This is a genomic window from Methanomassiliicoccaceae archaeon (genome assembly GCA_034928305.1).
Lineage (GTDB): Archaea > Thermoplasmatota > Thermoplasmata > Methanomassiliicoccales > Methanomethylophilaceae > VadinCA11.
Genome location: JAYFOZ010000002.1, coordinates 149,300 through 173,871 on the forward strand (window position 1 = coordinate 149,300; position 24,572 = coordinate 173,871).

26 protein-coding genes and 4 tRNA genes are annotated in these 24,572 nt (G+C 49.2%); 13 read left to right on the forward strand and 17 right to left on the reverse strand.

What is annotated here, in order from left to right; genetic code table 11:
- Positions 1–15: 15 nt before the first annotated feature.
- Complete coding sequence (locus VB016_02490) at positions 16–2,541, forward strand: AAA family ATPase (GenBank protein ID MEA4977410.1); 2,526 nt, start codon at positions 16–18, stop codon at positions 2,539–2,541.
- Positions 2,542–2,586: 45 nt separating this feature from the next.
- Here VB016_02490 and VB016_02495 read toward each other — a convergent pair whose 3' ends face one another.
- The 3 genes from VB016_02495 to VB016_02505 all read right to left on the reverse strand — a co-directional run bounded on the left by VB016_02495 (position 2,587) and on the right by VB016_02505 (position 3,736).
- Positions 2,587–2,856, reverse strand: a complete 270-nt coding sequence (locus VB016_02495) for a hypothetical protein (protein ID MEA4977411.1) — start codon at positions 2,854–2,856, stop codon at positions 2,587–2,589.
- Positions 2,857–3,294: 438 nt separating this feature from the next.
- A complete protein-coding gene (locus VB016_02500; protein ID MEA4977412.1) occupies positions 3,295–3,498 on the reverse strand; it encodes a hypothetical protein in 204 nt (67 codons plus the stop codon).
- A 166-nt stretch (positions 3,499–3,664) separates the two neighbouring features.
- A tRNA-Gly gene (locus tag VB016_02505) sits at positions 3,665–3,736 on the reverse strand.
- Positions 3,737–3,821: 85 nt separating this feature from the next.
- Here VB016_02505 and VB016_02510 point away from each other — a divergent pair.
- Positions 3,822–3,894 (forward strand) — tRNA-Val (locus VB016_02510).
- A gap of 191 nt (positions 3,895–4,085) precedes the next feature.
- On the opposite strand, the gene VB016_02515 is transcribed toward VB016_02510, so the two are convergent.
- Positions 4,086–4,161 (reverse strand) — tRNA-Val (locus VB016_02515).
- A gap of 86 nt (positions 4,162–4,247) precedes the next feature.
- Here VB016_02515 and VB016_02520 point away from each other — a divergent pair.
- The gene (locus tag VB016_02520) at positions 4,248–5,642 is read left to right on the forward strand and encodes an aldehyde dehydrogenase family protein (GenBank protein ID MEA4977413.1); all 1,395 of its coding nucleotides are present in this window, start codon (positions 4,248–4,250) and stop codon (positions 5,640–5,642) included.
- Here VB016_02520 and VB016_02525 read toward each other — a convergent pair whose 3' ends face one another.
- On the reverse strand, positions 5,643–6,338 hold the full coding sequence (locus VB016_02525; protein MEA4977414.1) for an anaerobic ribonucleoside-triphosphate reductase activating protein: 696 nt from the start codon (positions 6,336–6,338) through the stop codon (positions 5,643–5,645).
- Between the two features lie 80 nt (positions 6,339–6,418).
- Here VB016_02525 and VB016_02530 point away from each other — a divergent pair, with 80 nt between their 5' ends.
- Together VB016_02530 and VB016_02535 are read left to right on the forward strand one after the other, a co-directional pair.
- The gene (locus VB016_02530; protein ID MEA4977415.1) at positions 6,419–7,972 is read left to right on the forward strand and encodes an ASKHA domain-containing protein; all 1,554 of its coding nucleotides are present in this window, start codon (positions 6,419–6,421) and stop codon (positions 7,970–7,972) included.
- Between the two features lie 4 nt (positions 7,973–7,976).
- Positions 7,977–8,729: an AAA family ATPase gene (locus VB016_02535; protein ID MEA4977416.1), complete on the forward strand. Its 753-nt coding sequence runs from the start codon at positions 7,977–7,979 to the stop codon at positions 8,727–8,729.
- On the opposite strand, the gene VB016_02540 is transcribed toward VB016_02535, so the two are convergent.
- The 4 genes from VB016_02540 to VB016_02555 form a co-directional block, all read right to left on the reverse strand.
- Complete coding sequence (locus VB016_02540) at positions 8,713–10,743, reverse strand: hypothetical protein (GenBank protein MEA4977417.1); 2,031 nt, start codon at positions 10,741–10,743, stop codon at positions 8,713–8,715. The two genes, VB016_02535 and VB016_02540, sit on opposite strands and share 17 nt — an antisense overlap.
- 1 nt (position 10,744) lies before the next feature.
- Entirely contained in the window at positions 10,745–11,653 is a 909-nt protein-coding gene (locus tag VB016_02545; GenBank protein ID MEA4977418.1) for an ACT domain protein, read from the reverse strand.
- 30 nt (positions 11,654–11,683) lie between these two features.
- Positions 11,684–11,863, reverse strand: coding sequence for a hypothetical protein (locus VB016_02550; GenBank protein ID MEA4977419.1), 180 nt, complete (start codon positions 11,861–11,863; stop codon positions 11,684–11,686).
- A 94-nt stretch (positions 11,864–11,957) separates the two neighbouring features.
- On the reverse strand, positions 11,958–12,350 hold the full coding sequence (locus VB016_02555; protein ID MEA4977420.1) for a hypothetical protein: 393 nt from the start codon (positions 12,348–12,350) through the stop codon (positions 11,958–11,960).
- Positions 12,351–12,433: 83 nt separating this feature from the next.
- Between VB016_02555 and VB016_02560 the strand changes: the two genes are divergently transcribed.
- Positions 12,434–12,517 (forward strand) — tRNA-Leu (locus tag VB016_02560).
- An 11-nt stretch (positions 12,518–12,528) separates the two neighbouring features.
- Here VB016_02560 and VB016_02565 read toward each other — a convergent pair.
- A complete protein-coding gene (locus VB016_02565; GenBank protein ID MEA4977421.1) occupies positions 12,529–13,371 on the reverse strand; it encodes a pirin family protein in 843 nt (280 codons plus the stop codon).
- A 179-nt stretch (positions 13,372–13,550) separates the two neighbouring features.
- Between VB016_02565 and VB016_02570 the strand changes: the two genes are divergently transcribed.
- From VB016_02570 to VB016_02580, 3 genes are all read left to right on the forward strand, one after another.
- Positions 13,551–13,835 carry a DUF5654 family protein gene (locus VB016_02570; protein MEA4977422.1) on the forward strand — a complete coding sequence of 95 codons (285 nt, stop codon included), beginning with the start codon at positions 13,551–13,553 and terminating at the stop codon, positions 13,833–13,835.
- 167 nt (positions 13,836–14,002) lie between these two features.
- The gene (locus VB016_02575; protein MEA4977423.1) at positions 14,003–14,371 is read left to right on the forward strand and encodes a hypothetical protein; all 369 of its coding nucleotides are present in this window, start codon (positions 14,003–14,005) and stop codon (positions 14,369–14,371) included.
- A 6-nt stretch (positions 14,372–14,377) separates the two neighbouring features.
- Entirely contained in the window at positions 14,378–14,824 is a 447-nt protein-coding gene (locus VB016_02580; GenBank protein MEA4977424.1) for a PPC domain-containing DNA-binding protein, read from the forward strand.
- Here VB016_02580 and VB016_02585 read toward each other — a convergent pair whose 3' ends face one another.
- The 5 genes from VB016_02585 to radA form a co-directional block, all read right to left on the reverse strand.
- Positions 14,825–15,166, reverse strand: a complete 342-nt coding sequence (locus VB016_02585) for a hypothetical protein (GenBank protein ID MEA4977425.1) — start codon at positions 15,164–15,166, stop codon at positions 14,825–14,827.
- Positions 15,163–15,903: a geranylgeranylglyceryl/heptaprenylglyceryl phosphate synthase gene (locus VB016_02590; protein MEA4977426.1), complete on the reverse strand. Its 741-nt coding sequence runs from the start codon at positions 15,901–15,903 to the stop codon at positions 15,163–15,165. The genes VB016_02585 and VB016_02590 overlap by 4 nt, the downstream gene beginning before the upstream one ends.
- Positions 15,903–16,748 carry a UbiA family prenyltransferase gene (locus VB016_02595; protein MEA4977427.1) on the reverse strand — a complete coding sequence of 282 codons (846 nt, stop codon included), beginning with the start codon at positions 16,746–16,748 and terminating at the stop codon, positions 15,903–15,905. Before VB016_02595 ends, VB016_02590 begins: the two co-directional genes overlap by 1 nt.
- Before the next feature lie 34 nt (positions 16,749–16,782).
- Positions 16,783–17,730 (reverse strand): THUMP domain-containing protein, encoded by a 948-nt coding sequence (locus VB016_02600; GenBank protein MEA4977428.1) that lies wholly within the window; start codon positions 17,728–17,730, stop codon positions 16,783–16,785.
- Positions 17,731–17,791: 61 nt separating this feature from the next.
- Complete coding sequence (gene radA, locus VB016_02605; protein MEA4977429.1) at positions 17,792–18,733, reverse strand: DNA repair and recombination protein RadA; 942 nt, start codon at positions 18,731–18,733, stop codon at positions 17,792–17,794.
- 128 nt (positions 18,734–18,861) lie between these two features.
- Between radA and VB016_02610 the strand changes: the two genes are divergently transcribed.
- Entirely contained in the window at positions 18,862–19,227 is a 366-nt protein-coding gene (locus VB016_02610; protein ID MEA4977430.1) for a hypothetical protein, read from the forward strand.
- 1 nt (position 19,228) lies between these two features.
- Here the strand turns inward: VB016_02610 and cca are convergent, their stop codons facing one another.
- Positions 19,229–20,554: a CCA tRNA nucleotidyltransferase gene (gene cca / locus VB016_02615; GenBank protein ID MEA4977431.1), complete on the reverse strand. Its 1,326-nt coding sequence runs from the start codon at positions 20,552–20,554 to the stop codon at positions 19,229–19,231.
- 125 nt (positions 20,555–20,679) lie between these two features.
- Here cca and VB016_02620 point away from each other — a divergent pair, with 125 nt between their 5' ends.
- Entirely contained in the window at positions 20,680–22,014 is a 1,335-nt protein-coding gene (locus VB016_02620; protein ID MEA4977432.1) for a zinc-ribbon domain-containing protein, read from the forward strand.
- Here VB016_02620 and VB016_02625 read toward each other — a convergent pair whose 3' ends face one another.
- Complete coding sequence (locus tag VB016_02625; protein ID MEA4977433.1) at positions 22,015–22,797, reverse strand: MBL fold metallo-hydrolase; 783 nt, start codon at positions 22,795–22,797, stop codon at positions 22,015–22,017.
- Positions 22,798–22,928: 131 nt separating this feature from the next.
- Between VB016_02625 and VB016_02630 the strand changes: the two genes are divergently transcribed.
- Together VB016_02630 and VB016_02635 are read left to right on the forward strand one after the other, a co-directional pair.
- Positions 22,929–24,218 (forward strand): amidohydrolase family protein, encoded by a 1,290-nt coding sequence (locus tag VB016_02630; protein ID MEA4977434.1) that lies wholly within the window; start codon positions 22,929–22,931, stop codon positions 24,216–24,218.
- Complete coding sequence (locus VB016_02635; protein ID MEA4977435.1) at positions 24,194–24,553, forward strand: PHP domain-containing protein; 360 nt, start codon at positions 24,194–24,196, stop codon at positions 24,551–24,553. The genes VB016_02630 and VB016_02635 overlap by 25 nt, the downstream gene beginning before the upstream one ends.
- The last annotated feature ends 19 nt before the right edge of the window (positions 24,554–24,572 follow it).

Sequence of the window (24,572 nt, forward strand, 5' to 3'; positions counted from 1 at the left end):
TAGGATGTGATGTTAATGGAAGAAGATCCTGCAATGTTATATGAAAAATGGTTCAGTAATTTGGACGATTGGCAAAAGGATCTATTCAACAGGCTTATGGATGAAGACCTGACTGAAGATGAACAGAGGTCTTATTTTAAGACTTATATTGACAGTGGACCATTAAGAACTGATAGGCCTCAAATCAGTTTTGGAGTTCATTCCAGTTCTTTAAAACGACTTTTAGGAATTTATAATATCGAAAACGTAGGTAAGATCAAAAATCCAGAGGGAATCACATTCCGTGAAGACAGTAATGTTTGTTTATTGTTTGGCAATAATGGTTGTGGTAAATCAACACTTATCAATTTACTCAAAAATGTCTGTGGATCCAGAGATGCAAAGAAAGTACGGAGTAATGTTTTTGAAGAACCAAAATCGCCTAGTGCGTCTATTTCATATCTGGCAGATGAAAAAAGATTGTTCAATTGGACCCCCGATGCAGTGTGCCCAGATATGGTCGGATTACAATTTTTTGATTCTAATTATTATCGCGTATATGAGAAAACCGGTGCAGAAATATTATTGGAGCCCAAATTATTGGCGGTTCTCGGCGAGATGGCGATATCTTTCAATTTATTCAAATCATACATCATTAATGAAAAATCTGAACTTAAAAAAAGCATTGTCATTCCTGAGATATTTAAAGAAACCAATGTGCATAAACTGTACACACAAGCCACAAACACTGAGACACTAGATGAGATCAAAGAACAATCTAAACTCAGTCCCGAAGAAGAATCGGAACTTGAATCAATCGTTTTGTCTTTATCTTTGTCAGATCCATCTGCGAGCGAGAGAGACCTGGAATCAGCAATCAGTTATCTCAATGGTTTTTCAGACATTATGGAGAATTGGTTTGATCAATATTCTGATGAAAAGCGAAACGATTTAATCAAATTAAAGGAAAAATGTATAGCTTTTGAACTTGCTGTAAAACGGGCAGAAGAAGAATTTGGAAGTACCGAATTCAATGGTTTAGGAAACGACGTATGGAAAGCCCTATGGGAAGCTGCAAAGGATTATTCTGAGAAATATGCATATCCTAATATTATATTTCCCAACACTGAGGATGGATCGCGATGTGTTCTATGTCAACAAACACTTTCAAATGATGCGCAAAAACGTTTCGTATCCTTTGAGGAATATATTACATCTGACGTAGAGAAAAGTTTAAAGAAAGCTCAAACAGAATTAGCTGATGTAATGCCAGAGCCTATTTGGGAGTGGGATTGCGTCTCTCTACAACTTTTGAAAAATAGGGTCCCGGAAAGTATTATTGCTAATATACGCATATTTTATGTTCGATTATTTGAAAGATCAAATGAAATCAGGAATGAAAAGAATTGTGAAAGGGAAACTAAGATCTTTTCATTAGAACAGTTTAATGCTGTTCATGAAAAAGTAATCTCCGAATTAGAATCTAAATGTAGGATCTTTCATGAGGCTTCTGTTCAAAGACAAGTTATTGAAGAAAAGGAAAAATTACTTAGTTCAAGAAAGTGGTTCTCTCAGAATGAGTATGTTTTCGATCGTAAAAAGAAAATGATAAAATTAAACAATTTCAACACAGATACACATAGCACTTCTGTATTGAAAACGAATTTATCTGCGATCTTGATAACAGATAAATTTGTGGAACAATTCAAAAAAGAATTGGAGTCGATCAGGGCAAAAAATCTCCAGGTCGAATTAAAAATAGCAACCAGCAAAGGTTCTTCTGCCCATAGCATATCGTTAAAGAATTTAAATAGCTCATCAAAGGGGCTATCTTTCGGTGAGGTTCTAAGTGAAGGAGAAAGAAGGGCTGTGTCGTTTGCAGCATTTGTTGCAGAAATCATTGTTGATTTTCCACAGATGCCTCTGGTGTTTGATGACCCAACAAATTCAATGGATAACAAATATGAGGCAGAAATAGCAAAAAGAATAATAGAGTTGTCAAAAGAAAGACAGGTCATAGTGTTTACACACCGGATTACGATGTCATCGCTGCTTCATTCAATAAGAGGAGGACAATCATTTAACTGTCAGAGATTGATGTCTGAACCAGTTGGTTTAATAAGTTCTGATGTATCATTTATCTTAGGTGGGGCCAAATCGAATGTAAAGACATTGATCAAAGAGGCGGAAGAAATCAAAAAATTGTCTCCGAAAGAAATGCCCTCTGCGAAAATCAATCTCGCGATAAAAATTAGAAGATTATTGGAATTAATGATAGAAGATGTTCTTTTCGACGGCATTGTGAAAAGGCACAATCTCAATGTGGGATCCATGAGACTCCCAAGGATGTTAGGTGTGAGAGATGAAGATTTTACCTTTGTCGATGAGATGATGAGTCGATATAGTTCTGATCCTCATTCTCAATCTGCTGAAGCTGCTTATGCTGAGTTTGATGTACAGGATATGATAGATGATTTGAAGAAAATAAAAGAACAAATCGATATCATTGAAAAGAATAAAGAGGACTGTGCGAGTTCTTTGAGGGTCTCAACACAGTTATAAAAATAAATGTGGGTTTAATTCACAAATACACACAAAGTTTTTCAGTCAATCCTCTGCTTCATTTTTCTGAGGATATTTCTTCCCAAGTGCAGCAAAATCCTTTTCATGCCTATTCGCTGTAGGATTGAATTCAATCTTCTGGTAACGCAACTCATGATACAAGCAGTAATCGAGTACAAAATCAGAGATAGTGTCTGTGTCAAGAATACCGATATCTACCACTTTCATGAGTATTTCTTTCGAGGATTTGGTAAGATTCCTGCTTCTCTTGATATTTTTATGATTTTCTATAGAATCTGATTTAATGGAGTTCATATTTCAGTTTTATAGCATTAGTAAGATCGAATAAAATTTACTTAAGATATAGAACTACATTTTTCAATGAAGAAAATAATAAAAGTTCCATAAAATGGAACGGCTTAACAATGTTTATTGAGGGGAGTTCTTTTTTGCTTTCGCGAATATAAGATAATATCCAACAAAAATTGTGACTATGCATACTGCTATTATAATGATTGCAAATTCATCAACCATTTCTAGAAGAACACCCGCGGCAAACAGGGAGAAGGCAAGGGCGATAGTAAAACATACTATCGCAGATATTTTTGATAAGATCTTCCGGTCATATCGATTAAGATCTATAAGCGTAATATATTCTAGCCACTTACCTCTCCAAAACTGCATGCCGAGCAAAGCAATCAGTACAGAGACGGTAAGAAATAAAACATATAACACTTGCTCACCTTATTTATCTCATAGAATGCCACAATTTATTTCTTCGCCTTCCACTGCTGCGAGATAGCATGCTACAGATGTGGTTGCTACTGCATTGTTGAATACTGTGGCACAATCAATGAGAAGAGCTCCCCAAATAACAAACACCGCGAAAACTACAGCAAGTGGTTGTGGTTCATCATCCCCATCAATTAATATTTCTGGTGCTTCATATCTTGCCAAATCATCTCCACACCACGAATCATCAGGTTAAACACCTTTGCAAAAAAGGTAATCTGTTGCATATTTGTCTCTGTGATGTTGCGTTTGAACAATACTCACTCCAGAACAATAGGGGATCGTCATAAAATATGTTGATTTTAAAAGTTCCTGGATTTAGGAAAATAAGTGCGACCGCCGGGATTCGAACCCGGGTCAGAGGCTTGGGAAGCATCCGTCCTAACCACTGGACTACGGTCGCGCGGAACGGCAATACCTCTTTCTACTAATAAAGCTGACTCTCTTTCCGTGCTATTTTAATACTATTGCAATGTTCATTGTCGCGCGGGCTCGTGGTCTAGTGGTTATGACGTCGCCCTTACAAGGCGAAGATCGCCGGTTCAATCCCGGCCGGGCCCACTTTTTATCAAGGCTCAATATGCAATAAAATAAATACTCGTATCACTATGGATGGATGATATGTCCATATTGATTGGACATCGCCGGAGAGCTGCTATATGCGTTCGGTCCTCCTCCTTCCGACCCTCCGGCAAAATCACTCTCTGTTTTTTCACGAAGCGAAGGCCGGTTGAAAAATAAAATAGTAAAAATGGTGGACCCGGCCGGATTTGAACCGGCGACCTTTGCCGTGTGAAGGCAACGTCATAACCCCTAGACTACGAGTCCAGCCTTTCGACTAATATCGTTACTATATTTAACGCTCGCGGAAACGTATAATAAAGATTAACATAGAGCATCTTATTATCATGAACATGCCGGATTCCAAGAAGAACGTACAGGTCGCCAACGAGAATGAATTGTTTCAGAGAGCATTGGACGGCCTCCTAGGGACCGAAAAGAAGGGCTATCCCAGTTTTATCGGCGGCATGATGATCGCATCCGGTAACGATTACGAGCTCACAAGCCCCATCGACAGGTCGATAATATTCGGTAATTTCCAAATGCCTGAAAAGGGGACGGTGGCGGCGGCAGTCAGCGCAGCCTCCGGTTCATCAGAGGGCTGGTCGTCCAAAACACGTTCCGAAAGGGCGGAGATATTCCGCGACGTCCTGAACAGGGTCAAGGCTCAGAGATACAGGCTAGCGGCATGTGTCATGATCAGTACAGGGATGGTTGTAAAGGACTGTCTAGCGGAGGCCGACAGGCTTGCTGAAGTCATAGAGCAGGCATGCGATGCCGACGGCCATAAGGGTTCTTCCATCGGAGTATGGGGAGTGGTATCGGAGCACAACTCGCCCCTGGCATCGCCTGCCGGATTCGCGTCATGCGCGATGATAGCAGGGAATACGGTAGTGAGCGTTCCGTCCAAGGACTGCCCCATGCCGATGTTCATGTTCAACAGCATCCTCACGGCGGCCGGTCTGCCTGTCGGCGTATTCAATATCACGGTAGCCCGCGGTCCGGAATCGGACAGGGAGCTGGTAGACGATATGACCGTCAGGGGGCTCGCGGCATCGGGAAGCGGGGACAGGATGGAGGAGCTGATCTTCCTGCCCGTCGACGATGGGCTGAAGTTCATAAACGAGATCAAGGGAATGAACCCGATCATGGTCTACAGGCCGGGAGACCTCAGGAACGTCGCTTCGAACATCATCGAATCGGCTTTCAGGAGCTCGGGCCAAAGGATCCATTCATGCTCCAAGGTCATCGTAACGAACGATGAGAGGGATAAATTCATCTCGGCGATAAAGGAGGCCGCCAAGTCCATCAAGGTCGGGGACCCGGCGGAACCCGGCATCACGGCCGGTCCGCTGATGAGCGAGGAAGATCTCGATAGATTCGAGAATTACATAGTGGAAGCTGGAGACAATGTTATATTCGGAGGCAGAAGGGTAAAAGGCCCGGGCCTTGAAAACGGAAGCTACGTGACTCCCGCAATCGTCGTCGGGCTGACCGACGACTGTGAGCTCGGGAGCTTCGACACGGGGCTGCCCATATTGACAATAGTATCCGTATCCAACTTCGACGAAGCGATGGAAGAGCTAATGAACACAGAATGCGGGCAGTCTGCATCGATATTCTCAAAGGACGTCAACGCACTGGCAAAATTCGAGGAATTCGCCGATGCTCCGCACATCAACGTGAACAAAGGCACCGAAGAGATGCTTCCGGCCTTGGACGCAGCGATAGGGAAATTCCTGGCGTGATCAAAGCCCTCTTACGGAGACCCTCTTCACGTAAGGCTTGGCCGCGTCGTGCATAGCCCTGAGCTCTTTTACGGAATAGGGTTTTACCTTGCCCGCTTCGGGGTCCAATGTGATTTTGGGACGGAACTGCTGGATGCAGAATCGTTCCGCACCCTTCACAGACCTGGCTATGTCCACGACATCTTCATGGGACAGGACTCCGGGGTATACGGTGGTCCTGAACTCATATCCAACTCCGGAGTCCATTATCAGGCAGATGCTCCTCTTTATAGCGTCGACATCGCCGTATCCGCCCGTCGCCTGCCTGTACTTATCAATTGCGAGCGGGGCTTTTATGTCCATGGCAACATAGTCGACGAGCTTGGCACCGATTATATCGTCCAGCACTTCCGGAGAGCTGCCGTTCGTATCGATTTTGATCCCGAGGCCCATTTTCTTGATTTCTTTCAGAAATTGGTAAAGGTCCCCGTTCAAGGTAGGCTCCCCTCCGGAAATGACCACTCCCTCGAGGAAATCGCTGTTTTCGGCGATATATCTAATGACCTCATCCACATCCACGTGCTCGCATGTCCCTTTTGCAATCTCGGGATTGTGGCAGTAAGGGCAGGAAAAATTGCAACCGGCAAGGAAGACAAGGCAGGAGACCTTTCCGTCCCAGTCAGAAAGCGTGGTTTTTATGAATCCCCCTATCTTCATGAAAAGGGTATGGCCACGTGCTCTATTATCGGTTACGGTGTGAAGTGCAGTGATTAATAAAAGAATTACAATATTCCGGCATGGCTCCGAGAATCGTCCGTTTCTATCCGATTGGCAAAGAGGTTGTGGTGGACGGAACACAGAAGATAGTCGATGCCGCAAAACTGGCAGACATAGATATCAAATTGCCCTGTGGCGGCAAGGGACGTTGCGGACGTTGCGTTGTATACGTAACGGAAACGCCGATGGACAAGAAATCCCCGGACCCCAACGGTATGGAGCGCGTGCTCGCATGCCAGAAATACGTTACGAACGATATCGATGTATTCCTTCCGCTCGATGAGGACGGTCGGATAGTCGCCGGGGAGGACCGCAGGAAGGCATACGAAGGAAAGCTCCTGCCGGTGGTAAAGGCGCGCGGAAAGACACAGCTGGGTCTCGCGGTCGATCTCGGAACGGCAGCGATAGCGGTCAGTATCCTCGATTTAAAGAAGGGCAACGAGCTATATTCGACCGTCGGGGACAACCCGCAGTCGTTCGCCGGGGACGATCTCGGGTCGCGCAGAGCGTATGCAGAAAAAATGGGAGATGAAGTTCTCAGAAAAGCGGCGATAGACCGTATCAACGATCTCATGTACATATTCGTTGACGACCCAGAGGATATCAAGGCCGCGGTAATATCCGGAAAACCCTTCCTAATGGAATCGCTCACGGAAGTTTGCAGCATGGCGGAGGGGCCCTTCTGCCTCGGAGGCACCGAACTGGGGCTCAGTATAGCTAAAGATGCTCCGACCTATGCGGTAAAGGACATATCGGATGAGGTGGGCGGAGATCTCATCGGCGGGATAATCGGATCCAACATGGACATTTCAGAAATGAAGATCCTGCTTGTCGACCTGGGGTCGACCGTGCAACTGGCACTTGGCAACAGGGAAGGGGTGGCAGTATGCGCTTCGGAGTCAGGGCCAGCCATCGAGGGAGGTAATGTCACGTTCGGAATGACCCCGTCCATCGGGGCTATAGACAGCGTAATGTTCAGGCGCAAACGTCTAAACTACACCGTGATCGGAGGAATCCCTCCGACCGGTATCTGCGGATCGGGCCTAATAGACCTTCTGGCACAGATGTTCCGTAACGGCCTGGTGGACGCCGATGGTAAATTCACGAAGAAAGCGAAGGTTTTCCAGTCGGAGAAGGGGAGAGCTTTCCCCCTAACCGACAAGATATACGTTACCGAAAGCGACATAGCATCAGTGATCAAGGCGAAGGCCGCGGTGTTCGCAGCCGTGCGTGCCTTGATGGAATATGAAGGGACAAAACCCGAAGATGTATCTAAGATAGTGATATCGGGAAGCTTTGGAAATTTCATCAATGCCGATAATGCGATATCGATAGGAATGTTACCGGATGCAGACCGCGAAAAGTACGACTACCTGGGTAATGCATCAATGACATATGCCAAGAACGTCCTGCTTTCGGAGGATGTCAGGAACCGTGCCGACGAAGTGCGCAAGAGAATCAGGGTAATGGACACGCACAACGAGATATACGAAACGGAATTCCGCGACGCGTACTATCTGCCAAACAGGAAGGATGGAATATTCCCGCCTATCAAGAAGAAATTTTTCAGGTGATATAATGACAATCATTGCGTTAGCGGGGAAGGGCGGCGTAGGGAAGAGCACAATAGCATCACAGATGGTGAGAAAATTGTCGGTCAGAGGTTCTGTTCTGGCAGTGGATGCCGACCCGAACTCCAACCTGTGCGACAAGATCGGGATTGAAAAAAAAGGAACAATCGGCGAGCTCAGGGATGAGATAATAGCGGACCCAAGCAAGGTGCCATCCGGGCTGAGCAAGCAGCAATATGTATACGACCAGGTTCAGAGGGCTATGACGGAAACAGAATCCGTAGACCTTCTGATCATGGGAAGGCCGGAAGGAGAGGGCTGCTATTGCTTTATCAACAGCGCCCTTAAGGAATGTTTCGTCAAACTGATCCCGAATTATGATTTCACGGTCGTAGACAACGAGGCTGGAATGGAGCACATGTCCCGAAAGGTCCTTCCGCAGGCGGACGTGTTCCTCTTCGTTTCGGATCCGACGGTCACCGGCATCAAAACTGCGGGACGTCTTTCCGAGCTTGCCGAAGAGGTTGGCATAGAGATCGGAAGGAAGATCCTCATAGTGAACAATGTTACCGGCGGGCTTGCCGAAAGACTGTCGGACGCGGCGGCAGAAGCGGGTTTCAATGAAACGTTGGCCTTCCCCCGCGATCTCTTCATAACAGAATCCGCGATGGAGTCCGAAGTGCTGGATGTACCCGACGATACGCCCTTCGGGAAATCAATAAACAAACTGCTGGCACTTATTGTCAGAGAGGTCTCATGAATATTGATGGATGTTCTTTTTCGTAAAGCCATCTTTCCAAAGACCCAGCATCCTCAGCGACGTTTTCATCGGCGATCTTACAATAAAGTTCCGCTCCTCCGGCAACGTTGAATGCTTTGCGCAACGGTTCCCCCAGAACCGACTTGAGGCGCGAGCTGATCCACGATATGCGCTCCAGTCCCCCGTCCCCCCTCAGAAAACTGCCGGACAAGATGTAATGCTTTCCGATTCCCATAAATCCAGGGTGCTGTCCGCCCCTTCCAACAATCGCAGAGACGTCGGAAAACGAATATCCGGACGGATTCCTTCCCAAGTCTGAACGGTCAAGCAAAATAATGGATCTGCGGTCGGCAGATAAAACAACGGCAACTTCCATGCAGCTGCATGTGGTCATAGGCGAGTCTGCAACACTGTGCATGCAGACCCTTTGTATCGATCCCATGGATGTTTTGCTTACAACTTCATTTGCACCGCTCCATTCTCCCTTTTCGGCGTCAAGGAGGACCCCCTTGGGAAAAGGTCTTTGAGGGCCTCCCGGATTAAGCTCGCCTCCAACTCTTGCATCCGTCCAGGTCACTGAACCGCATACGCTCGGACGTTCCGGCGAGATAATGCAGATATGGCCCGGGGCGTAGCTCTGGCATATAGTGCATGTGTAGAACGAATCTACATTCTGGTCGGTGAGGCCGACTATATTGAAGTCCCGCATTTCGTAACGTCTCCTCGCCTCCGAGATTCCCGATGAAACATCCGAAGGATCGGAAGAGAATTTCACTTCTACCGATTCTGCCACCGCTGCGAAGTTGTCCTTGATATCGCAAATGATATTATGTCCCAGTTCTTCGAATGTAAGCCCCTTGTCCACCGCGACATTGCCGACGCGCATCCACATATTATCTCTCTGTCCGCTGTGCCAGACCCCCTCGGTACGACTCAACGCGAAATGGATGCGACGTTCGACCGCCTGTTCCATCACAGGGTCCACATCGCCGGAAAAAAAGACTTCGACAGATAGGTGGTGACCTCCCTGTTCCAATTCCTGAATATCTTTTCCTACGATTCTAACTCTGCCGTCCTCTGCTTCTCCGGACGATATTGCAATCTCATAGGAGGAGGGAGCATCGGGCCCTCCGAACTCGAGACGGGCATCAGCCTTCCTTATGCGTTCATTCTCGAAGGCGGATCCAGAGCGGATGCATCCGCTTTTTGGGAATATTATCCCGCGACCGGCCATTGCTCCGGCGGCCATGTTTTCATAAAGATTTTCGGAAAGTCTAGGAATGCTCGGAAATCCTAGGGAATCGGATACGATAAATGCGCCGGCAACGGCGGCAGAGAAGATTATTGTCACATCGAGTATAGTAAGCCTGCCGGTATGTATCACGATCAGCTTTGGTTTTTTCTTAAGATATTTTGCCACGGAGGTCTTGTTGCCCGGTTCCGCACCGCCAAACCTTAAAGCTACACGGGAGACCAACCCATTTACGCCCAGGGCCTCTATCCCGCTAAGTCTGAGGACATTGTCCCCTTCTAACTCCATGTCGTAATATTTGTCCGACAGGATAACTATCAAACCTTTACTGACGCATTCGCGGACCTCATCAATGGAACGGGAATTCGGCTTGCCGATGAATAATGCGATTCCCGGCACTGTTCCTTTGATCAGTCCCATCCCGAAAGCATCAAGCCAAGAGTCAGGGACAATATCAATGCCGGCGATGGATGCCAGCACGTCAAACGCCATGGAAGCGTCGGTTCCGAGATTCAGCATATTGTCGATTCCCGTCTCGTTTCCTTTCATGAATATCGAGGGAACATCAGAGGCTCTGACGGGCCCCGGGCCCCTCCAGGCATATACGGACGGCAATCCGTAGTCGGTTCCTTCGCAACACAGGACCCTTTCTCCATGAATAGAAAGTGCAAGATCTATCGCTTCCGCGACCAGTGCATCCCGTCCTCTTTTGAGGCTTTGGATGTCTCCGGCAGTTTTCGCAAGAATATCCATGAATCCCATATCAGCTTAGCTCTTTGATTTCCTTAAGGACGAATATGCCATTAAGGGTTTCCAACTCTTTAGGTAGCACATTGCGTAGCTCGTCTGCGGAAGTTCTACTGGTGCCGATGTCGGCAACGAGTTCAAGGAGCATCCTCTGGTAGCATATTTTGATCTTGCTGAACACCGATATCAGATTGATGTTCCTTCCTGCAAGTAGGTCGAACGCCTGTCTCATCGACCCCGGATTGTCAGGTACCTCGAACACTAATTTTATCAGGTTGGTCCCCGGCTTGAAAAATGTGACCGAAAGCATCCAGGAATCTGCGTCTGCTACCACCATGACGTCCCGCCCGTCTATATCTCTGAGTATATCTCCGTATCCGGGGTCCGTATCGAAGACGCCTCCCCTTAAAGTACAGGGCTCTGCGCGGCGAACCTCTTCCTTCGTGTGATATTCAGTATCGGAGCGGAAAAGGCGGCCTATCTCGGCGGGTTTGGTAACTATGTGGTCGATCAACGAAACGGATGGGTCGTTGTTGCTCTTCCTCTGTTCGAAATCTTCCAACAGGAGATCGGCCTCCCCGGCGAAGCTGAGATCGGCCATTATCTTCCAGATTATCACCGTGTCCGAAATTCCGTTCAGCGAGACGGAGTTCAGAATGTTGATCTCGCGTTCGGCCAGGAACCCGGACGCCTGGGCGCTGGACCCCGGGACATCCTTCATATAGATGGTTATGTGGGTGAGAGTACGGTAATTCTCCTGAGGGAACATCGACAGAATTATCTCATAGTCCTTGGGGCCCTCTGCTGGGTATCTGAAAAGCGTGCTGTATACGCACCCGCCGTCCACGAGCCCCATCGTGTCAGAAAGCCATTGATCTACTCTGATCTTAGTACCCTTGACCTTTGCGAATTCCCAAAATTTCATCGGATCCCTTGAACCCATATATTGCAACAATCATATATCTTTCCGGTCCGACCGCTTTATAGATATCAAGGGGCGGGTCCAACAGGGGTCATCCTGGGCGTCATCCAGATCTCTTATGATATTGGGGATGCTGCATGGGTCGCCGTTGAGTGTCGTGTAATGCTCTACGGCAGAGACAATGCCCTCTCCGCGTTTCTCCAGGCCGGACATATGCAGTGCATCTCTGATAAGCAGGGAAGCCTCGATAAGTTTTTCAGAAGCTTCCCGTAGTTTTATTTCTCTTAGTTCGGAGGTGTCCGTAAGATCACCTCCTCTTAGTAAAACAATATCTTCCCGGAACAGTGGGATTTGAGCCCATCGAGTATGGGCACACCGAGCATTTCCTCCGCATCTCGATCACATCTCCGTCAAGTGTCCTGTTTTTTATGGTGACCATGGAGTTCCTGCACACGGGGCAGTGCTCAGGTATTTTCGATGCTTTCAAAGTGTTATAATCGATGGCTACACCCATTATTTTCCTGTTTATACCGATTCTTCTTATGCGCTCGCCGCTGACCTTGTACTCCGGGTCCGTTGCGGACAGTTGCTTTCTTACGAGATAGGTAAGCTCCCCCTGAGACCTTACTTGAGGATTCTTATGCATGACTATGAGTATCGAGTCTGCAACAGTGTCCTCGTCCGGAATCTTATAGGTCATTCGCGCTGGGTATTTCTTTCAAAGATAATATGTTTTCATTTTTTGAGATAGATTAATCAATATTAAGCGGTTATTTCGTCCGAGCGGGGGTAGCCAAGCTGGCCAACGGCATAGGACTTAAGATCCTAGACCTTAGGGTTTCATGGGTTCGAATCCCATCCCCCGCACTCATTTTCACTTATTTCGGAATGTGCTTGATGAAAGTCCCAGATCTGAGCTCGTCGAAGGCGTTCCGTAATTCCTCATCCGTGTTCATGACTATGGGGCCTCCCCATGAAATGGGTTCGCGGAGCGGTTCGGCAGAGAGAAACAGGAAACGGGAATTCTTTCCGTACGGAGCGGACACTGTAACGTAATCCCCATCACCGAAAAGCACCGCGGTCTTCTCGTGAACGAGGTCACCTTGTATGACGGCCTCCCCCTCTATGAGGAACACGAAGGCATTCTCTTCCGGCTTCGTGTCCAAAGATATCGATGAACCGCCGTTCAGCTCCACATCCAAGAATGTTGCCTGTACGTGGTGAGGCCTAATTCCGGTAACATCCTTGTACTTTCCAGAGATCACCCTCACGGTCGCACCGCCCGCAACCTTCTTTCCAATCATCTCTTCAGTTATCTCGAAGTATTTCGACTCTGTCATTTTATCCTTGCGGGGCAAATTTATCCAAAGCTGAACACCCAGCATTCTATCGGCAGGTCGGGGCATTTCCTGATGCATTATACCGCTTCCCGCTGTCATCCATTGACTCTGGCCAGAGAGAATCTTTCCTTTGTTTCCCAGACTGTCTTCATGGTCTATCTCTCCGCTGATAAGGTAGGTGACGGTCTCAATTCCGCGGTGGGGGTGTCTCGGAAAACCCGCAATGTAGTCGCGCGGATTTTTGGAATCGAAGGAGTCCAGCATCAAGAAAGGATCGAAATCATAGACGGTGTCGTGTCCCAGCACCCGGACCAGATGAACTCCTGCTCCGTCGATGGCAGGTACTCCTCTGACTAATTTTTTTACTATTCTTTCGGTCATATACAGTCAAAGACATGATTCTGATGAATATAAAGCAACATCGCCGCGGTGACGGATATTTATTTTTTTTCTCATTTTATAAAAACTTTTTCGTGCTTACAAGGATATATTTTGTAAAAAGGATATTATAATTAACACTGAATTTATAGACAGGTTCTTTGAACCGAAGGAGGCACTCAATGGCAGATGCAGTAGACAAACAGAATGCAAAAAATGAATTCAAGGTTCAGGTTCTCGAGACCTTCGCCGCTCTGATCACAGCAGCGTTCGGACTGGTAGCAGCACTTGCATGGAACGAGGCGATCAAGACAAGTATCGCCGCAATCTTCCCTGCAGGCGGCGACGGGGAGCTCATCGGGCTGTTCGTCTATGCAGTAGTCGTGACAATCGTGGCCATCATATTCACGATTTTGATCGCGAACTCTCTGAAGAAGGCGAAAGCGAAGCTCAAAGCTTCACAGTGAGTCTTCGTAATGAACCCGTTACGGCCGATATCGGCCGACAAACATCTTCCCTTTTCAAAAACAGAAAATTTGATGCAAATCCATAAGAAACCGGGTCATCGCACCGCTTAAGGTCTGTAGGCTATCTTTAAATAATACCACTCAGTCATTCAGGCGGAGTAATATTCTTGGTAGATGCGGTAAAAAAGCCTGGAACCGAAAAAACCGGTAGCGCTAATAAAGGTCCCAGCAGCAATGTCAAAAAGAACAGTAAACGATTCAAGCCTAAGACCAAAGTGACGGCTAAGAGACAGTCAATGCTCAATATGCACAAGGTCAGCCCGTTCAAGTACGATATGAACGAAGTTCTGACGGCGTCCGCAATGGATCCTGATAAGGCATCGTCGTTTTTAGCGAGTGTCATTGCAAAGTCGTCTAGAACATCCACCAAGGAAGCAAAGGATTTCGTCAGGACATTTCTCGATTCAGGGGAACTCACCAAGGAAGAGTTTGACCGTATCAGCAGGCTCTTAGATAAATACGGAAAATACCGCTGACCTTTTATGAAGTATTCAGAGATGCGCCCCGGACGCATGTTTGTATTGAGCCTCGATCCGGGAGAGATAATCCGAGAGGAGATTGAGAAATTTTCTTTAGAACACGGTGTCATTTACGGAACCGTGTCCGTGGTCGGAGGCGTAGACGGAGGTTCTGTTCTGGTTGTGGGGCCGAGGGTTCCGATATGCAACAACATCGAACCACTGAAGTTCAAAATCGAAGCCCCCAGCGAGGTCACGGGTTTCGGAACGATCTTCCCCGATGAATCGGGAAAGCCTACCTTCCATATGCATGGGTCGATCGGGAGAGAAGGCAGATCTGTGACGGGGTGCTTCCGCGAGGATGTCTTCGCTTGGCTGGTCACCGAAGTGGTCATTACAGAAATGACAGGTAGTGGACCAGTCAGGAAGAAAGACAAGAAAACGGGCTATGGACTTCTGACCGTCGAATGATCAGCGTCTTGTGATGCCGAAGGAGTCCATCCAGTTGTCGAAGACGCTGTCCGCGTAATTGTTCATGTGGACGGCACCCTCCTTGTCCGGGACCAAAAATCCATTGAGCGGGAACTCGTTATCGCAGAAAGGACACCTGACGTAGGGGCAGTTCTGGTTCGCCTTGGGGCACGCGATGCAAGCGACCGCCCTAGACTGGAACAAGCTGAACTCGTGACCGCATACGGGGCATAGGAACCTGCGGGCGGCGACCTTCAGGTCCTTCGTGATGCCCGCGCCGCGTTCCTCGGGAGTAAGCCACATAGGGTCACGCGGGGAAATCGGTGCATTTTCTTCCGTCATGGGCGACCCCTCGCTGCATCGACCACGTCCTTAAGACGGCAGATGTCTGAACATTCTTCAATGAAAGTCCCCGTCACGATCGCATCTGCTCCCGCCTCCCTCGCGGCAGCGGCAGCTTCAGGGGTGCGTATGCCCCCTCCTACGATCAGAGGTATCGAGATCGATTTCTTAACCGCGCAGATCATCTCGGGCGGTACGGGCTTATCAGCTCCGCTACCCGCTTCCAGGTAGACAAAGCTCATACCGTACAACTCGCATGCTATTGCGTAACCTACAGCTTTGTCAATATCTGTGCGTTTGATCGGATCGGCCTTACCGACCTCCCCGACCTTCATTCCCGGTTCGATCACGATATATCCCATGGAAAGCGTCTCGATTCCAAGTTTTTTGACATATGGAGCGGCGTAAGCCTGAGCCTTGAATATCCATAATGGGTCGGTGCTGTTAACCAGGCTCATAAAGAAGATCGAGTCGACCTCGGCCGAGAGCTCTTTCGGCCCTCCTGGAAAGTGTATGCTGGGAAGCCCGGACATCTCCCGGATGGCCCTAGCGGTTGCACCGAGGTTGTCGGACGTGACGCCTGTCGATCCTCCGATCATGATAACGTCGCTCCCTGCTCTTTTTGCGGCCGCCGCCAATCTTCCAGCGTCCTCCGGTCTCTGCTTGTCAGGGTCAAGCAATGCCATATGTATGGTTCCTTCTTTCATCCTGTCCAAGAGATACTGTCTGACGTTCATTATATCACACCGACAATGAAAGCTAAAAGCGCAACGATCATTGCAATCTTTGCAGTACTCTGAGCCTTATGTGCGTTTCTGAAAACAATAATGGCGGCATATATAAACATTGCATCTGCGCAGAAAACCAACATATAGAGGTCGTTCAGTGAGCCGGCAAGCAATGGCCAGATGCTCAGTGCCACGCCCATCAGGAAGAATGTTGCAGAAAAGGCCGCTGCTTTTGTGTTGCCTATGATCATAGGGAGAGTACGTCTCCCCTCATCGGAGTCCTCGTCCTCGATATCTTTGGAAATCTCCCTGCCGATGTTGACGAGCATGGCCATCAGCGCTATGGGAACTACTGTCATGACGTCTCCGCAAACCGCACCGCCAAGCAAAAACAACATGCCGGTCAGTACCGCGATGGTGACGTTCCCGACGAATCCGCGCTGTTTGAGAAACACCTCATACGATGTCATGAGGGCGGCGGCCAGAACAACTATCACTGTGGATGCGAGATCCCAGGAGCGGACACCCAGTACCTCTGAGGCTATCAGCGTGATGATTCCCAGCATTATCGCGACGATCATCATGGCACTGCCGAGGATTTTAGCAGTCCCGGGTTCTATCTCCCCACGCGGTATGGGACGTTCCGGGTGGGCGGCGACATCAATATCTCTGTCGATATAGTCGTTTATCGCGTTTCCTCCCGCCATGAAAATAAAGACGATCAGGCATGAGATCGAAATGCCAAGCCAATAATCTGTAATGTCAAGGCCGGAAGCGATGAAGGCGCCGACCACTACGCCGACCATGCCCATTATGCCGTTGCCGAACCTGAACAATCTCAGATACCTGTTCACGCGCGACTGATGTTCTCGACGTTGAAATAGTTAATCACGCGCGGAATATATGGTAATGTCTCGTCAGTGAGCCATGCACTCTCTGCGGGAATATATGCTGGAGAGTTAGATTTGGAGTACTGATCTCATGCGGAAGTACCACTCCTGCGCATCCTCCGGGGCGGAGTACCTCAGATATGGATTTTAGGCCCCTGGCATATATGTCCTCTATATCTTCGCCGCCTGTTTTGGTCGAACGTCCGTAGGGGGGGTCGGTGGCTACGGCATCGATGTTGGACCAGCGTTCTGATATATCTCCGATATCGAGAACGTCGCTTTCGTGCAATTTCAGGCCGTAAAAATCCATATTCTCTTCCGTACCTGCTACCATCTGCGGGTCGAAGTCCGAAACAATAGCCTTCATGCCCATATGGGCCGCCTCGATGGCTATGCCGCCCGTTCCGCAGAAAGGATCCAAGACCGTGCCTCCGCGACGTACGCCAGTAAGATTGATCAGGGCCCTGGCATATTTGGGGTGAAGCGATATGGGGGAGAAAAACGGGCGTTCTCCGACCTTCCTCTTTTCGAAAAGATCCGTTTCTGTTCTGTACTCTTCGATAAAAAGATGCACCCGGTCGCTCATAAGCATTTTAACTACGATATCTGGATCTTTAAGATTGACTGTATTTCTCTTTGAGAATAATGCGCCCACTTCCCTGACTATCTTCTGGGAATCGATATCTTCCATCAGGCCCTTGAATCTCTTGGCTCTGACCGCGAAGGTCCCGCAGGGAAGTTCGCATGGTGGAACCTCCGATATTCTGCCGGGTTCGAAAGACCCAAGATAACGGCCTATACCATGTGTCAGTGCAAGCCTGTCGGCCATAAAAGGTATGATTTCGGGCGGTACGGCGAGCGCAACATAGCCAGGTCCCGAAGCGAACGGTTCGTGCTCCTCTCCCGATTCGGCAAAGGCGCATCTCATGACCTCTGCTCTGGGCATTTCTCCCAGTTCGCCTGAGAGTTCAAAAAAATAAATGGGGTTCACTGGAACCCCATTGGTTTTAGTCCTTAATACCGTCTTCGGTGACCATAAAGACCGCTTCTCCCTCAGGCAGGTTAGGCGAATCGACAAGTCTGGCTATTCTCTTTCCGGCCTTGCCTTTGCGCAAATATACGCGGAAGGTTGCGGTGTGTCCGACGATGTTTCCTCCAATAGGCCGCGTAGGGTCTCCGAAGAACGCATCAGGCTTGGAAGAGACCTGGTTTGTAACGGCTATCACAGAGTTGTTGACGGTCGAGAAGTTCAACAGGTCGTGCATATGGCGGTTGAGAATCTGTTGTCTCTCTGCGAGCGTACCTCTTCCTATGTATTCAGCCCTGAAATGTGATGTCAGCGAATCTACAATCATCAATCTGACTTTCATGTCTTTCGCCATTTCAAGTGCCTTTCCCACAAGGAGAACCTGGTGCTGGGAGTTGAAAGCCCTTGCCACATGGATCCTTTTCAGCGTCGCTTCAGGGTCCAGTCCCAGATATGTAGACATCTGTACGATTCTTTCAGGCCTGAACGTGTTCTCCGAATCGATTATGATTACATCCGAATCCAAGCCTCCCAATTCCTCGGGCATTGTGGCGTTGACCGCGAGCTGGAAGCATAACTGCGACTTGCAGCTCCCGAACTCGCCATAGAACTCCACAATGGATTGGCTTTCAAGACCTCCTCCCATGAGCTCGTCGAGGGCCTTTGAGCCTGTCGTGAGCTTGGTTACAAGCCTGCGTCTTTCAAGTATTTCGTCTCCAGTTTCGAACCCACCGATGTCTGCGCACAGCTTTGCGCCCTCGATGATGTCTGCTGCCTTTTTCTCTCCGATCTCACAGAGTTCTGCGAGTTCTTTCGGTGGGGCAACAGCAATGGCCATCAGATCCGTATATCCTGCTTCGCGGAGTTTTTCTGAAATGGCTGGTCCTACTCCTGGTATGTCTTCTAGAGTTTTGGTGACCATTGGTATCTCTCCAACACTCAAACAAGGCGTCGATATTTAATCCGAAGTATGGGGGGTCGCCGATTTTTCCGAAAATGGTGAATCGGACTCCGTAAATCTTTATATCTAAGTTCTAGGATTAGCACGCGATGGCAAAGAAGAAACGGAGAATAAAGGAGGAGCCCGAAGAGACCTACGAGTTCACTCCTACCGAGTTCGATGAGAAGGAGTTCATTCTCAAAGAGCTGTTCAATACGAAGGTGTTCTTCGCAGTTATTCTTTTGGCGTTGCTCAGCGGTATCGTATGGTCCTTTACATACACTCTGGGAGATAGCATGTGGCTCGTCGGGCTACTGATATGCATACTGATAATCGTCTTCATGAAGAAACTGCTGGCAGTGTTAAAGGTCAGAGTGGAGATGATCGATGGTAAAAGCATGATTGCTAACTACGCGATGTATTTCCTGCTTGCGCTGGGCATCACGATACTTTTGATCAACCCGCCCTTCTTCTGAGTCAGTTCTCCCAGCTCATCCGGGGGTCAAGAAGCTCGGTCAGAAGGTCTGCCGGGGTACATTTTATTGTGTCCTCGTGGTCCCTTATGGTCATGGTCTCCGGGTCCAGCTCTCGTCCAATGCCTGCTATAGCAGCCTCTTCAGAGAGCATTTCTTTTGCGGTCAAGTACATCCTTTCGGCTATAACGTTCCAATCTCCGTCTTCAATGAACGGCTCTCCGTACTCGTTGCTCTTCCACTTTTTAAGGAAAGAGTCTGCATTCGGAACGCCTACCGGGGGGCCGACGTGTTTGAAAGTTTTAGAAAGAAGGTCGCGCTCCAGCTCGAAAACGATCCTCATCTCTCTGTCATCCATCTCATGGACGGACCTCAGCACCGTGAAATCGAACTCGTTCATTTTTCTTGTCAAAGCGTATTGGGTCTTCCACAGCTGTGAATATAGGTTGTCTTCTATCACGTTCGGTCTCTTGAAAACGATCGTAAGAAGGCGCGAGCCGTGGTGTTCTGCCTTGCCCCTGAGCTCTTCCTGCGTCATCACGTGGCGATCTATGGGGAAGAAGAATCTCATATCCGGGCTTTGAAGATACGCCCGCGAGGCGACAATAAAAAGGGACATCGTGTCCAGATGTACAGCGGATGCGACGTTCCTCCTGGAATCCACCGGGTCGTAGACGGTCATAGGGGCGACGGATACCGGCCCTCTGCCTTCTATCTCGATCACAGCCCCCTCTTTCCATTCGGATGCCGCTTCAAGAACCTGTCTGAAACTCCCGTACTTGATGACAAGGAGCTCGCACAGATATCCGGAGAAACCTCGGGTGTTGGGTTCTGCACCGTATGCAGCGATCCCCTTCATGAATTTCTTAAGGAGGCGGACATCGTCCTTCTGCTCCTGCTTAAGGTGGGAGAGCACATATTCCGTATGAAATGGGGTCCTGTCCACCGAGGACTGCAGCTTCTTGGTGTTCTCGAGGATATAGCAAGGGACCATATCCACATCCAGTCCCATGAATTTTCCGCGGGTGTAAGGGTGTTCCGAATACATCCGCGAACCGTGAAGAATGTCCTCTCCGGCTTTCAGCCCCTCGCTCTCCAGTATTTCGCGGGGAACACCAGGGGGAAACATAAGGAAAATGTCAAGGTCGGGGTCGGAAAGGAACGTGTCTTTTGCAAATGAGCCGACGAACCGCACTTCGGTGGCCGAAAGATCGTTGTCCCGGATGTAATTCTCAGCCATATTCTTGAGACTCTTCGCTGCATCAAAGATACGCTCGATCTCATGTTGCTTGGGCTTTATTATTTCCAGCACTTCCGACTCTATGCTCATTGTCCCGGAAATCAACATCCCACTTTTAAGGATGTCCCTGCTATCTCCGATCCGATAGCTCTCCATCTCGGGCGGTCCTTCTCATTTTGCCAAATTTATAATAGCCGTATAGACTTTGTTAGAGTGTGTTCTGCTCGCAATGCGGCTCCGAGAATGAGGACAGCGCAAGCTTCTGCATACGGTGCGGAGCAAACATCGATCGAGGGGTTGCACCATGGCAGCCAGAGGCCAAAGCACCGCAGAAGTCGAAAAGGAACATGCTCATTGCATTGATCGCGACCATTGCGGTCCTTTCCGCCGGCGCTATAGGTTATGTCGTATGGATAAATCCGAGCGGAGATCCCTTTGTCGCCGACGAATATATTCTTTATGCCGATGGTGACGTAGGGTCGGGAGTCATAGCAATAGTGTCCGACCCATCCGATACGGACCCCACCGACGGATCTTGCGCTGTGACCTTAACGATGAACGCGGAATCGCTAGGGGGATATACCTGGGGCATCAGGTCTTTGGACCAGGCATTGTACCAGTATGACGGAGTGGACACGTACGTCTATACCGGGCATAGCATGCCCGACGGAGCAACGCTCAGCGACGACGGCAGGACGATGGCATGTACGCTGGAACCAGGCCGCTATTCGGTGATGGTTCAGGTCAACGGCAGCACTTATTCGGGCACGTTCGTCCTCCAGGGAGAAGTTGTCAGGAATTATTCATGGACTTTCGACCCGACCTATTCGGCCGATCAGACAGGAGGGATCGATTTCACGCTGGAGTTCAAGTTCCAGTACGGCGACTGTCTGTCTGCGGCCGAGTATACCGGGAAACGCAGCATAAGCAACGTCTCGACCATCGAATACCTGATCGCCCCTTTTGTATCCGATAGCGAAGTCGTCACAGAACTGGAAGAACAGCTTGCTGCTCTTTATTATGAAGAGATGTCCATTGCCGCCACGGCGGGCAATTATGATTATGCATCGTTCATTCTTACGTTCGTGCAGGAGGAGTTCAGCTACCCTGATGCCACATCCGACGGCGAAGAATGGGGCCCCGACGAACTTCTATACGGCACAAGCGAATACTGGGCGTTTCCCACTGAGACCATAATGCAAGGTGCAGGAGACTGCGAGGACACATCTTTCCTTTGCGCTCTTCTTTTCAAGGCTGCGGGGTACGATGCGGCTGTTGCCATGGTGCCGGGACATGCGATGGCGGGAGTAAAGCTTACCTCAAACCCGTATTCTTACTCAACACCAAGCTATGTCGGCGACTACCAGATTTTTCAGACCGTTTCGATCGACGGCGTTTCTACCAAATATTACGGATGTGAGACCACAACGGACAGTCAATATCACATCGGATATACCAGTGTCGAATACGAAAACAGGCCTCTGACCGATTGGGTGGAGCCCACAATTACGGGTCTCCCCACGGGGATGAACGGTTTCTATCCCGTATGATCAGGGCGAGCTGTTCGGTATCCATTCTCCCTCATAGACCTGGGCCTCATGGAACACTATGTCCTGACCAATGTCCATGATGGTCCTGTCACCTACTGCAACGGTAGTGACTCCCGTGGCCTTTTCCGTTTTCTCTGCCTGTTTCTCCGGGCCGGTCCTTATCATGACTATGCCCAGATGGATAAAGATGGCGATTTCCGGTTTTGCCCTTTCGATGAAAGATATCGCATGGTCTGTGCACAGGTGTCCCTTGATATGCATGCTGTCGGGCGCGGTTACGGGAAGGATCAAGACTCTCGATCCGATATACTGGTCCGCTATCTCGGGCGTGTAGTCGGTATCGCTTACGTATGAAATTATGCCATCGGGAGTGTGGAACCTGAACCCTACGTTCGTGGGGTCGCTGTGCTGGGACTTGCATATTTCTGTCCTAAGGCCCTCTATTTCCAGCACATCGCCCGGGACGATGACTGTACAGTCCTTGGCGATATTTTGATGATATTTCGATATACAAGGTCCCAGGTTGTCCTGCCCCTTCAGCGCGGTGACGCTTCCGTAAATGTGTCCTCTCTTCTTCCAACCACCGAACGCGCACCCTTCGATCACCGACTCCGCATCGGCATAATGATCAGGGTGCGCGTGGGAGATTATCACGGAATCGGTACGGGTTAGATCATACCTTATTTTGTTCATCTGGGTCAATGCACCTGGCCCCGGGTCCACGTGAATGATATCCTCTCCCTCCATAAGAAGGAAGCCACCGGTGCAACGTGTCTGATACATCGTCGTATGCCGACCGCCTCCGGTCCCTAGGAAAATAATACGTGTCGACACTCGCCTTAGTATGCCCTATGAATATATCCGTTTTTTGAATTCCGGAAAACGTTAAAGTCGCATAGCAGCTTACCGGGACTATGATCACAGTGTTTCGCGGCGGATGGGTCGTCACCCAGAATCCCAGCAGGGATGTGTACAGGGGAGATGTGGCCGTCGGAGGCGAGAAAATAATCTATGCGGGGCCGAAATACGAAGGCTCTGCCGACAGGGACATCGATGCAGAAGGCGATGTCGTCATGCCAGGGATGGTCAATACCCACACCCACGTCGCGATGTCGGTTATGAAAGGTTCGCTAGACGACCTGCTGTTCCCGGATTTTCTCAATTCCAGTTTTAAAATCGATGCCGACAGGACCGACAGCGATATCGATGTCGGGACAAAGCTCGGATGCATGGAGATGATCCGCAGCGGAACCACGACCTTTATGGACCTATATTATTCGGAAGACATCATCGCCAAGGCCACACAGCAGGCCGGAATACGCGGTGTGCTGTGCTGGTGCGTGCTCGACGAAGACAAGACTACTCAGTCCGGAAATCCCCTGAAGAACTGTGCCAGATTCTGTAATTCAAATAAAAATGTCAGAAAGATAGTGCCGGGCGTGGGGCTGCAGGGCGTCTATGTCTGCAACGAGGAGACATGCCTGGGGGCAAAGGAGCTTTCCGACAGGGAAAAACTGCCGATGAACTTCCACCTTTCGGAGACAAGGGGGGAAGTCAACGAACACCGAAAATCAACAGGGAAGAGGCCGGCCGAATGGCTTGCAGACCTCGGAGTGTTCGGACCCAGAGGAGTCGCGGCACATTCTGCATGGCTGACTATGAACGAAGTCAGATTAATAGGCATGTCGGGCCTGTCGGTATCCACATGTCCGGCGTCCAACATGAAACTGGCGACCGGCGGAGTGGCCCCGATCCCCGAGTTCTGTTCCGGCGGGGTGAACGTGTCCATAGGGACCGATGGGAACACAACCAACAATTCCCTGGACATGTTCTCCGAAATGAAGATACTGGGACTCCTTCAGAAGGCCAGCAGATGGGATGCAACAGTGGCCAAGGCGCAAGAACTGATAGACTTCGCAACGATCAACGGTGCAAAAGCGGTGGGAATGGCCGACAAGATAGGTTCGCTGGAGCCCGGAAAATATGCCGATATAATAGTTCTAGATGGAAAGGCACCGAACATGAGGCCTCTGCTTCCCGAGAACATAATCGGAAACATAGCCTACTCTGCATCTGGCCTTAATGTCAAACATACAATGTGCCAAGGGGACCTCGTTATGGAAAATGCTGTCATCAGCACCCTGGACACAGAAGCGGTGCTTGCAGAGTCGGAGCAGGTGTGGAGGCAACTCTGCTTAAGATGACCCAGATCATAGAATTCAAAAGGCCCGATGTGGCATTGACGGTCTCTTCGGGCAAGACATGTGCGGATATGCATTTTCATACGCATTATTCGGACAGCTACACACAAACGAAGGACGTCGTCAGGCTTGCTGTAGATCGGGGCGTTGGCGTAGCAATCACCGACCACAACCAGATAGGGGGAGTGTTGGACGCAATGGAGATGAAGAGCGACGCATTCATAATCCCGGGTATGGAAGTGAGCACGTCGGACGGCCCTCATATATTGACATACTTTTACAGCTGGAGAGACCTGAAGGCCTTTTGGGACAATCACATAAGGGAGCACATCAGATAGTGCCAGTGGATCGCATTGA